This window comes from Streptomyces sp. NBC_00390 (assembly GCF_036057275.1).
Lineage (GTDB): Bacteria > Actinomycetota > Actinomycetes > Streptomycetales > Streptomycetaceae > Streptomyces.
In genome coordinates this window covers 6,289,128-6,300,035 of sequence record NZ_CP107945.1, presented here as the reverse complement: position 1 = coordinate 6,300,035, position 10,908 = coordinate 6,289,128, and the positions used below count along the sequence as shown (strand labels likewise).

Here is a 10,908-nt window from a genome sequence, read left to right as displayed (position 1 = left end):
CCGGACGAAGTCCGGGGAGCCTCGACGAGGGGCGGTGGCCGGACGACGGAAGGGCGGGCACTCCCGAGTACCGTCGCGCGTTGGACGGGGCGGAAAGCCTGTCCCGTTTGTCATGCACCAGGAGGCACCCAGCGATGTCGGTACCGCGACCCGCCAAGGTCACAGCTGAAGAGCGCGGCGAGCAGATCCTCGCCGTCTTCGACACCGCCTTCGGGGCGCTCCTGGCGGCCGATCCGGCCGCCTTCCAGGTCAAGTTCCGCAAGATGGCGGCGTCGGCGTTCGCCTTCTACCGGGGCACGGCATGCCTGTTCTACAGCGACCTGGGCGAAGAGCAGCACGGCGGCCCGTATCTGGACGAACGGACCGGCCGGGTGTGGATCCACGGCGATCTGCACGCGGAGAACTTCGGCACGTACATGGACGCCAACGGCCGGCTGATCTTCAACGTCAACGACTTCGACGAAGCCTATGTGGGCCCCTTCACCTGGGACCTCAAGCGCTTCGCCGCCTCCGTCGCCCTGATCGGCTACACCAAGGCGCTGAGCGACGACCAGATCACCGAGCTGGTGCGGATCTACGCCGCCGCCTACCGCGAGCGCGTCCACGCCCTCGCCACCGGCGCCAAGAACGACGAGGTGCCGCCCTTCACCCTCGACACGGCCGAGGGCCCGCTTCTGGACGCGCTGAGGGACGCACGCTCGCTCACCCGCTTCGGCCTGCTGGACTCGATGACGCAGATCCGCGACTTCGAGCGCCGCTTCGCGCCCGGCGGAGGCTCCATCGAGCTGGACGCTGCCACCCGGTACAAGATCCTGGCCGCCTTCGACGGCTATCTGGAGACGCTGCCCGAGTCCAGCCTGGACCGCCCGGACTCCTACCGCGTCAAGGACGTGGTGGGGCGTCGGGGCATCGGGATCGGCTCGGCCGGCCTGCCGTCGTACAACATCCTGCTGGAGGGCCACACGGACGCCCTCGAGAACGACGTCGTGATCTACATGAAGCAGGCGCAGACCCCCGCGGTCTCCCGCCACATCGGCGACGAGCAGGTGCGGGGCTACTTCCAGCACGAGGGCCACCGCACGGTGATCTCGCAGCGCGCGCTCCAGTCCCACGCCGACCCCTGGCTGGGCTGGACCGAGCTGGACGGTGCGGGCCAGCTGGTCGCCGAGGTCTCTCCGTACGCGGTGGACCTGGACTGGTCGGACATCGACGACCCGCTGGAGATCGCGGCGGTCGTCGCGGACCTCGGCAGGGCGACGGCCACGATGCACGCCGCCGCGGACGACGAGAGCGGTCACTCGCTGGTGCCGTTCTCGACCGAGCGGGCCATCGACGCCGCGATCGCCGCCGACGAGGAGGGCTTCGGCGAGATGCTGGTCGACTTCGCGCACAGCTACGGGGCCCGCGCCCGGCTCGACCACCAGATCTTCGTGGACCTGTTCCGCAACGACCGCATCCGCTAGGCCCTGGCCGGGGGCTCCGGCGAGGCGACCCCTTTAAGGAGCCCTTACAGCGAACCGTGGCACACTCGCGAACGATGGACATCACAGGAATGCAGCTCAGGGGGCTACGGGCAGCGGTCTTCACGGCACTGGTCGTGACGCTGTCCGCCGCCTCCCATGTGGTGCTGTCCCGGGTCCCGCTTCCGCTGACGACCGTCGCCGGGCTCTTCGCGGCGGTCTTCGCCGTCGCCTTCGCCCTCGGCGGCCGGGAGCGGAGCTACTGGCGGATCGCCGGTCTGCTGATCCCGCTGGAACTGGCCGCGGACACCGTCTTCACCGCGGGCCAGCACGCCTGTTACGGCTCCGCGGGCGGCCCGGTCACCGGTTCGCTGCGCTCGGTCGGCCTCGACATGCTGTGCGGCGGCACAGCCATGGGCGTCCCGCTGCCCGGTGTGGCCGCGCCCGACAGCGGTGCGGCCGCCCTGCTGAACTCCCCCGCGCCCGCGCTGCCCTGGCTGCTGCTCGCCGCCCATGTCTCGGTCGGACTGCTGGCCGCGGCCTGGCTGCGGCGCGGCGAGGCCGCTCTGGCCTCCTTGGTACGCACGGTGGGGGCGTTCGCCTTCCGGCCGCTGCTGCTCGCGGTCGCCGCGGCGCGCGGCACCGTCGGACCGCTGCGCCCGTCTGCGGGCCGCGCGCCGGGCCCGGCCCGGGCGGCATCCCGTACCCGTCTGTTCGTGCACTCCGTCGGACGGAGGGGACCGCCGCGCACGGCCGCCGTTCCCGGCTGAGCCCGCAGCAGTCCCCCCTTTCCGTATTCCTCGCGTACCGCGACGCCGGTACGTATCACCCGGAGTCATCACCATGAGTGCACGCAACAACCAGGCCAACAAGGCAGCTGCCCGCGAGCGGCTGCGCCAGGAGCGGGAGCGCCAGGCCAAGAAGGACAAGACCCGCCGCCAGCTGATCGTCATCGCCTCCACCATCGGCGTGCTGGCGGCCGCCGGCGGGATCAGCTACGGCATCATGCAGGCCAACAAGCCGTCCCACTGGGAGTCGGCCGCGAAGCAGAGCAGCGTCACCGCGCCGAAGAACACCACGGGCGAGAACGGCACGACCGTCGTCATCGGCAAGCCGTCCGCGAAGAAGACCCTGGAGCTCTACGAGGACTCGCGCTGCCCGGTCTGCGCGAGCTTCGAGCAGGCGGTGGGCGAGACGGTCGAGAAGGACGTGGACGCCGGCAAGTACAAGGTCAAGTACATCGGCGCGACCTTCATCGACGGTGAGAAGTCCATCAACGGCGAGGGCTCCAAGAACGCTCTCAGCGCGCTGGGCGCCGCTCTGAACGTCAGCCCCGAGGCGTTCACGGCGTACAAGTCGGCGCTCTACTCCGCGAAGTTCCACCCGCAGGAGAGCGACGACAAATTCGCGAAGGACTCGTATCTGATCGAGGTGGCCGACTCGGTGCCGGCGCTGAAGAACAATGCCGAGTTCCGCAAGAACGTCGAGCAGGGGACCTTCGACGCCTGGGCGATGAAGATGTCCGCGGAGTTCGACAAGAGCAAGGTCGGTGGCACGCCCACGCTGAAGATGGACGGCAAGAAGCTCACCGTCGGTCCGCAGGAGAATCCGCCGCTGACGGTCGAGCAGTTCAACACGGTGGTGAACGAGGCCCTCAAGGGCTGAGCCCCCACACCGGCCGAAAAAGGCTGGAACAGCCGAAAGAACCGCATCACGGTCATGGCCGGCGGACCGCCGGGCGACCTCCCGGTTGACCGCTTCGGATGGGCGGGCGAACTTTTTACGTTCGCCCGCCCATTCGACGTACCGATCAGTAGTCTGATCGGCCGTGACCAGTCGATTTTCCCCAACTCCGAGCCGCCGCACGGTCGTCAAGGCCGCGGCCGCCACCGCTGTAGCCGCACCCGTCATCGCGGCCGCCACCTCCGGATCCGTCGCTTCGGCGGCCGACCAGGGACCCGCGTTCCTTCACGGCACCGCCTCGGGCGACCCGCTGCCCGACGGCGTACTGCTGTGGACCCGCATCACGCCGAGCCCCGACGCCGTGCCGGGCTCCGGCAAGGGCGCCGACACCGAAGTGATGTGGGAGGTCGCCGAGGACAAGGCGTTCACCCGCATCACGGCCCGGGGCACGGCCACCTCGAAGGCAGCCTCCGACCACACCGTCAAGGTGGATGTCAGGGGCCTGCGCCCGGCAACCGTCTACTACTTCCGCTTCACCGCCGGTTCGGCCGCCTCCCCGGTCGCCCGCACCCGCACCGCGCCGGCCACCGACGCCACCACGTCCGGGGTGCGCTTCGGCGTGGTCTCCTGCGCCAACTGGGAGTCGGGTTACTTCTCGGCGTACCGGCATCTCGCGGCCCGCAGCGACCTCGACGCGATCCTGCATCTCGGTGACTACATCTACGAGTACTCGACCGGCAGCTACCCGGCCGAGAAGTACGTCGTACGGCAGCACGAGCCGCGCCACGAGATCGTCAGCCTGGCCGACTACCGGCTGCGCCACGCCACGTACAAGTCGGACCAGGATCTGCAGGCGCTGCACGCCGCACACCCGCTGATCGCGATATGGGACGACCACGAACTCGCCAACGACGCCTGGTCGGGCGGGGCGGAGAACCACACTCCGGGCAGCGAGGGCGAGTGGGCGGCCCGGGCCACTGCCGCCAGGCAGGCGTACTTCGAGTGGATGCCCGTGCGCGCGTCGACCGAGGGCACGGTCTACCGCCGGCTGCGCTTCGGCAAGCTCGCCGACCTTCATCTGCTGGACCTGCGTTCCTTCCGGTCGCAGCAGTCGAGCGTCGGCAACGGCGATGTGGACGACCCCGCACGCACCATCACCGGGCGGGCGCAGCTGGACTGGCTCAAGGCGGGACTGGCCTCCTCGGACACCGCATGGCGGCTTGTCGGCACCTCGGTGATGATCTCGCCGGTCGCGTTCGCCTCGCTCCCCGCCCATCTGCTGGGTCCGATAGCCGGGCTGCTCGGGCTGCCCGCCGAGGGTCTCGCCATCAACGTCGACCAGTGGGACGGCTACACGGACGACCGGAAGGAGCTGCTGAAGCACCTGACGGACCGCGGGATCAAGAACACCGTCTTCCTCACCGGCGACATCCACATGGCGTGGGCGAACGACGTTCCGGTCAAGGCGGCGACGTATCCGCTGTCGCAGTCGGCGGCGACCGAGTTCGTGGTGACCTCGGTGACCTCCGACAACCTGGACGACATCCTGCATGTCGCGCCGGGCACCGTCTCGCTGGTCGCCTCCACCGCGATCAAGGCCGCCAACCGCCATGTGAAGTGGCTGGACATGGACAGCCACGGCTATGGCGTTCTCGATGTCACGGCCGAGCGCTCGCAGATGGACTACTACGTCCTCTCCGACCGGACGCAGAGCGGCGCGACCACCAAGTGGGCGCGCTCCTACCGCACGCTGAACGGAACGCAGAAGGTCGAGCGCGTGAACCAGCCGGTGCTCTGACGGCGATTTTCAGCCACTCGACGCACTGTTAACGCACGATCACATCGCCACGACGGGTGGTGTTTTCCGCAGCCCTAATGCGGACACACCACCCGTCGTCGTATCCCCCTTCGTTACAGGCTGATTTCAGCCCCTGCGCATGGCCGAAGCTTTTCTCCCCCATGTCCGCAATTCATCGAAGATTGATTGGGCTTGATCGATTCTCATCAAGATCTGACATGCACCCGTAATCTCCCCGCGGTGGCCAGTAAAGGCCCCCTCACAACCCCCCGCGAGGAGACACGATGCGTGCTCTTGCCCGTATATCCCCCCGTTTGCGTCACCGCGCACTCGGTACGGCAATCATGGCCGGAACCCTGGTCATTGCCCCTCTCTCCACCACCGGCAGCGTCGCCGTTGCCAAGGCACCCGTCGCCTCCACCGCCGAGGACTGCGCCAAGGGCACCGCGAGCGCCACCGCCCGTGAGAAGCGCCCCGGATCCGCCCACGCCCATGAGCCCAACGAGGTCACCGAGGCCAAGGCCAAGGCCATGGACGCGGACCTGAAGAAGAGACTCGGGTCCGCCCGCAGCAGCAGCCGCGGCTTCTCCGCCACCGCCACGACCAGCATCCCGGTCTACTTCCACGTCATCCACAGCGGCACGACCGGCAAGCTCACCGCCACCCAGATCAACAACCAGCTCGCGGTCCTCAACGCTGCCTACGGCGGCCAGGGCACCGGCAACACCGACTCGGGCTTCCGGTTCACGCTGGCCGGTACGGACTACACGGACAACGCGACCTGGTACAACCTCAGCTCCGGTTCCACCGCGGAGAAGAACATGAAGTCCACGCTGCGCAAGGGCGGCGCCGGCGCGCTGAACTTCTACACCGCCAACCTCGGCGGTGGCCTGCTCGGCTGGGCGACCTTCCCGTCCTCGTACAATTCCAGCCCGTCCATGGACGGTGTGGTGGTCCTCGACACCTCGCTGCCCGGCGGCTCCGCGACCAACTACGACGAGGGTGACACCGCCACCCACGAGGTCGGCCACTGGCTGGGGCTTTACCACACCTTCCAGGGCGGCTGCAACGGCAACGGCGACTACGTCACCGACACCCCCGCCGAGAAGAGCGCGGCCTACGCCTGCCCGACCGGCCGTGACACCTGCACCAACAAGACCGGTGTGGACCCGATCCACAACTTCATGGACTACACGTACGACGCGTGCATGTACCAGTTCACGGCTGGTCAGGTGCAGCGGATGAAGGACCACTGGTCCGCATACCGCGCGGGCTGACAAGTCCGTCCCCTACCCTGGCGCCATGCATGCGCCGGGGGACGTGATCGACGGGCGGTTCGAGCTGATCCAGCGGCTCGGCAGCGGAGGAATGGGCACGGTGTGGCGGGCTCGCGACACCGTGCTCCACCGCGAAGTCGCCCTCAAGGCAGTGAGATCCGACGCCGGAGCGTCCGGTGCCGTACGCGAGCGCGTGCTCCGTGAGGCCCGGGCGCTCGCGCGGCTCAGCCACCCGCATGTGGTGACGATCCATCACATCGCCGACGCAGAACCCCATCCGTGGATCGTGATGGAGCTGGTGGAGGGCACGACCCTCCAGGACCGGCTCGCCGACGGCCCACTGGCCCCGGCGGAGGCTGCGCGGATCGGCCGCCAGGTGCTCTCGGCCCTCCGCGCGGCACACACCGCGGGCATCCAGCACCGGGACGTGAAGCCCGCCAACGTCCTGCTGCGCGCCGACGGCAGCGCCGTCCTCACCGACTTCGGGATCGCGGCGCTCCAGGGCTCGGCCTCACTCACCGCCACCGGCGAGCTGATCGGCTCGCCCGAGTACATCGCCCCGGAACGCGTCCGCGGCAGCGACGACGACCCGGCCTCCGACCTGTGGTCGCTGGCACTGGTCATGTACGTGTGCGTGGAAGGTGTCAGCCCGCTGCGCCGGGGGACCACGCTGGCCACGCTGGCGGCCGTGCTCGACGAACCGGTACCACCGCCCGTCCGGTCAGGGCCGCTTGCACCGGTGTTGCAGGCGGTGCTTGTGCGGGATCCGGCGGCGCGGCCGGACGCGGGCCGACTGGAGGCGATGCTGGCACAGGCGGAGTCCGGGGCAACCCCTCACTGGGCGCAGCCGACGATGACGGCGCCGGTGCCGCCAGGGCCCGTACCGCCCGTCCCGACCCTGCTGGACAGCCCCCGCCCCACCGTTCCCCAACCGCCGCTGCCGCCCCGGACACCGGAACGGCAGCCGGGCCGCACCTCCGTGGTGGTGGCCGTGATCGCGGTGGCGGTCGCCGTCACCGCCGCCACCGCGCTCGTGTTCGCGCTGCGCGATTCCGGACGGAACACCTCGGGCGGCACCGCCGGCGGCAAGGGCAGTACGGCTCCGCCCACTTCTGGGCCGAGTACGCCCAAGAGCTCCACCCCGACCCCGACGGCCACGCCCACTCCGACACCCACTCCGACGCCGAGCCCGAGCCCCACGCCCACGCCCAGCACCGAACCGCCGCCGCCCTCCGGACAGTGGATCGCCCAGCTCTTCTCCGAACCGGTGGGCTCGGGCACCGCCGCGCGGGACCGCAGGCTCGCCGAAGTCCGCGAGACCGTCCCTGAGGCCGTGTACGTACGCAGCGGCGACTACGCCTCTCTGCGTGCGGGCTTCTGGGTGATCTACGCACCGGGCCCGTTCACGGACGGCCGGGCGGCGCTCACCTTCTGTGCGGAGCGCGGCCGGACCTCCGCGAACACCTGCATCGGCCGCTATCTGAGCACGAGTTCGGCCGACCTCACCCTGCAGTGCCGCCCGCCCGCCGCGGCCCCGAGCGGCCGCTGCACCCGTTCCTAGCGCTCCCCGAGCGAATCCAGGAAGCCGAGCGCCACCCGCCAGGTCTGCTCGGCGGCGTCCTCGTCGTAGTCCGACAGATCCGGGTCGGTGTACAGGTGCCCAGCGCCCGGGTAGCGGTGGACCTCGACGTCCGCTCCGGCCTTCCCCATCTGGAGATACCAGGCCGTCAGCCAGTCATGCGGCTCGAACGGGTCCGGGTCGGCGACATGCAGCTGCACCGGCAGCTCGTCGACCGACGCGTCGTCCGCGATGTCGGACGTGCCGTGCAGCAGTAGCAGTCCGCGGGCCTTCTCGTCGCCGAACGCCAGGTTCTGCGCGATGGCCGCGCCGAGCGAGAAGCCCGCGTAGACGAGGCCGCGCTCGGAGAGCGGAGCGGCCGCCAGGATCGCCCGCTTCAGCAGCTCTTCGTGGCCGGTCTCCTCCCTGAACGCACGGGACTCCTCGAGGTCGTCGAAGACCCGGCCGTCGAACAGATCGGGCGTCCACACCTCGTGACCTGCGGCCCGAAAGCGCTGGGCGGCCGCCTCCACGGCCGGACGCAGACCATATGTCGAATGGAAAAGCATGATGTCCATGCGGTCAGGTTACGTTCGTAGGCATGGAGAACGTGCTGCGTCCGTTGTTGGTCATCGGCGGCTCGGTCGTGCTCACGCTGTTCGTGGGATGGCTGACCGACCTGCTGCTGCGCCGGGCCGATGCCCGGCACAGCGAGACACCGCTGTGGGGTCTGCTGCGCCGCTGCCGGGTCCCGCTCCAGTTCGCGCTCGGCGCGGCCCTGCTCAGAGCTACGTTCCCGCAGGCGCAGATCCGGTTCGTCCAGGAGCACCGGTGGGGCTCCGGGCAGGTGCTCACGCTCGTGCTGATCGGGGCCTCGGCCTGGCTGGTCGTACGGATCGCCACGGCCGTCGTCGAGTCGACCTACGCGCGCTACGCCACCGCGACCCGTGACCCGGCCCGGCTCCGCCGGGTGCGGACCCAGGTGACGCTGATCCAACGGGTCGTCATCGCGGTGGCGGGGGTGGTCGCGGTCGCGGCGATGCTGCTGTCGTTCCCCGCCATGCGTACGGTCGGTGCCTCGATGCTGGCGTCGGCCGGTGTGCTCGGCATCGTCGCCGGTATCGCGGCCCAGTCGACGCTGGGCAATCTCTTCGCGGGTCTGCAGATCGCGTTCGGTGACATGGTGCGCATCGGTGACACCGTGGTGGTGGACGGCGAGTGGGGGACCGTCGAGGAGATCACGCTCACCTTCCTCGCCGTACGGACCTGGGACGAGCGCCGGATCACCATGCCCGTCTCGTACTTCACCGGCAAACCGTTCGAGAACTGGTCGCGCGGCGGGGTGCAGATGACCGGCACGGTCTTCTTCCATCTGGACCACTCCGCACCCGTTCCCGAGATGCGGGAGAAGCTCCAGGACATCCTGCGGGAGTGCCCCGCCTGGGACGGCCGCGACTGGTCCCTCGCCGTCACGGACACCACACCCAGCACCCTGGAGGTCCGGGCGGTGGTCACCGCAAAGGACTCCGACGACATCTGGACGGTACGGTGCGTGGTGCGCGAGCAGATGATCGCCTGGATCTGCGACCACCATCCGTACGCGCTGCCGCGGATCGCCACGTCGCAGGCGCTGCCGCCGCCCCGCCGGCCCGCCCTGGCCGACGAGCCTTCGGCGCGGACCGGCCGCGGCTAGGGGACTGTCCGGGCGGGCCCCCGGAGGCTCAATGGCCGCGTTCCGCGCCGCCGTTCACCTGGATGACCTGCGCAGTGATGTGGGCGGCGGCGGGTGAGGCGAGCCAGCGCAGCGTCTGGGCGACATCCCCTGGGTGGCCGACCCGCCCGGTGCAGGTCTCCGCGATGAGCTCGGCGCGCCGCTCCTCGGGGAACGGCCCGCCGAAGAAGTCCGTCTCCTCGATGTAGCCGGGCGCCACCACGTTCACGGTGATGCCGCGCGGCCCGAGCCGGCGGGCCAGCTGGAAGGCGTACGGATGCAGGGCGGCCTTCGCGGCGGCGTACGGAGCCGGGCCGGAGCCCCGGTACGCGGCGATCGACCCGACGAACAGCACCCGGCCGCCGGGGGTCGCCAGATGGTCCTGGAGGGCCTCGGTGAGCAGCGCGGCGGTGAGGGTGTTGAGCTTGAAGTTGACGGCCCAGTCGTGGGCGACGGCGTCCAGCGGATCCAGGTGCGCGGGGCGTTCCTCGAGTGTGCCGTTGCCGCCCGCGCTGTGCACCAGCACGTCGACCGCGCCGTACTCCCGCTCGATGAACTCCGCGGCCCGCCTGACGTCCCCGGGCTCGCTGAGATCCGCCGCGCAGTGACCGGCGCCGGGCAGCCGCCCGGCGGCCCGCGCAAGGACCGTCCCGCGCCGGCCGAGCAGCACGACCTGCTCCCCGTCCGCGGCGAACGCCTCCGCCGCCGCGAACCCGATCCCGGTCCCCCCACCACTGATCACAACGGTGCGCGCCATGGCTCGGATCCTACCCAGGGCCCTCGGTGCCGGCCGTGCGTGCAGGGCCGTCGTGGTCAGGCGGGGGTGGTGGTGCCGGCTGCGGGGAGCGAGCGGATGCGGTCGGGGGTCGCTAACGTCGGATTCGTGATCTCAACGCCGAAACGTCTCGCCTGGGCGGTCGAGCAACTGGCCGTCCGGCCGACCGACCGTGTGCTGGAGATCGGCTGCGGCCGCGGTGTCGCCGTCGCGCTGGTGGCCGAACGCCTCGTCACGGGCAGCATCACCGCGATCGACCGCTCGGCCCATGCCGTCGCGGGCGCCCGCCAGCGCAACGGCGCTCATCTCGCCGCCGGGCGGGCCGAGCTGCGGCACACCGCTCTCGTCGAGCTGCCGCAGGGCCCCGAGCGCTACGACAAGATCTTCGCGGTCAACGTCAACGTCTTCTGGATGAGCGCGGCAGCCCGTGAGCTGAGCCTGGTACGGAACCTGCTCGCCCCGCTCGGCACGTTCTCGCTGTTCTACGAGCCGCCGGAGCCCGCCGGGGCGGCCAAGCTCGAGACCGTCCTTCTTCCGAAGCTGAACTGGCCCGGAGCCATCACCGTCACGGTGCAGGAGCACACCGGCCGCTCCACACTGCTGGGTATCCACGTCAGCGTGGAGTGACGGGGTGAGCCGCCGCGGC

At 70.2% G+C, this 10,908-nt stretch carries 10 protein-coding genes; 8 read left to right on the top strand and 2 right to left on the bottom strand.

What is annotated here, in order from left to right; genetic code table 11:
• Window positions 1–134: 134 nt before the first annotated feature.
• From OHS70_RS27810 to OHS70_RS27785, 6 genes are all read left to right on the top strand, one after another.
• Entirely contained in the window at window positions 135–1,463 is a 1,329-nt protein-coding gene (locus OHS70_RS27810) for a DUF2252 domain-containing protein (RefSeq protein ID WP_328401721.1), read from the top strand.
• A 74-nt stretch (window positions 1,464–1,537) separates the two neighbouring features.
• On the top strand, window positions 1,538–2,230 hold the full coding sequence (locus OHS70_RS27805) for a hypothetical protein (protein ID WP_328401719.1): 693 nt from the start codon (window positions 1,538–1,540) through the stop codon (window positions 2,228–2,230).
• A gap of 73 nt (window positions 2,231–2,303) precedes the next feature.
• On the top strand, window positions 2,304–3,125 hold the full coding sequence (locus OHS70_RS27800; RefSeq protein ID WP_328401717.1) for a DsbA family protein: 822 nt from the start codon (window positions 2,304–2,306) through the stop codon (window positions 3,123–3,125).
• 163 nt (window positions 3,126–3,288) lie between these two features.
• The gene (locus OHS70_RS27795) at window positions 3,289–4,941 is read left to right on the top strand and encodes an alkaline phosphatase D family protein (RefSeq protein WP_328401715.1); all 1,653 of its coding nucleotides are present in this window, start codon (window positions 3,289–3,291) and stop codon (window positions 4,939–4,941) included.
• A gap of 344 nt (window positions 4,942–5,285) precedes the next feature.
• Window positions 5,286–6,218 (top strand): zinc metalloprotease, encoded by a 933-nt coding sequence (locus tag OHS70_RS27790; protein WP_443062669.1) that lies wholly within the window; start codon window positions 5,286–5,288, stop codon window positions 6,216–6,218.
• A gap of 25 nt (window positions 6,219–6,243) precedes the next feature.
• Window positions 6,244–7,779 carry a serine/threonine-protein kinase gene (locus OHS70_RS27785; RefSeq protein WP_328401711.1) on the top strand — a complete coding sequence of 512 codons (1,536 nt, stop codon included), beginning with the start codon at window positions 6,244–6,246 and terminating at the stop codon, window positions 7,777–7,779.
• On the opposite strand, the gene OHS70_RS27780 is transcribed toward OHS70_RS27785, so the two are convergent.
• Complete coding sequence (locus OHS70_RS27780; RefSeq protein ID WP_328401709.1) at window positions 7,776–8,354, bottom strand: dienelactone hydrolase family protein; 579 nt, start codon at window positions 8,352–8,354, stop codon at window positions 7,776–7,778. The genes OHS70_RS27785 and OHS70_RS27780 overlap by 4 nt on opposite strands.
• Window positions 8,355–8,377: 23 nt before the next feature.
• On the opposite strand from OHS70_RS27780, the gene OHS70_RS27775 reads away from it, so the two are divergent.
• The gene (locus tag OHS70_RS27775) at window positions 8,378–9,469 is read left to right on the top strand and encodes a mechanosensitive ion channel family protein (RefSeq protein WP_328401707.1); all 1,092 of its coding nucleotides are present in this window, start codon (window positions 8,378–8,380) and stop codon (window positions 9,467–9,469) included.
• A 28-nt stretch (window positions 9,470–9,497) separates the two neighbouring features.
• Here OHS70_RS27775 and OHS70_RS27770 read toward each other — a convergent pair whose 3' ends face one another.
• Window positions 9,498–10,244, bottom strand: a complete 747-nt coding sequence (locus OHS70_RS27770) for an SDR family NAD(P)-dependent oxidoreductase (RefSeq protein ID WP_328401705.1) — start codon at window positions 10,242–10,244, stop codon at window positions 9,498–9,500.
• Window positions 10,245–10,370: 126 nt separating this feature from the next.
• Here OHS70_RS27770 and OHS70_RS27765 point away from each other — a divergent pair, with 126 nt between their 5' ends.
• Window positions 10,371–10,889, top strand: coding sequence for an SAM-dependent methyltransferase (locus OHS70_RS27765; protein ID WP_328401703.1), 519 nt, complete (start codon window positions 10,371–10,373; stop codon window positions 10,887–10,889).
• Window positions 10,890–10,908 lie beyond the last annotated feature (19 nt).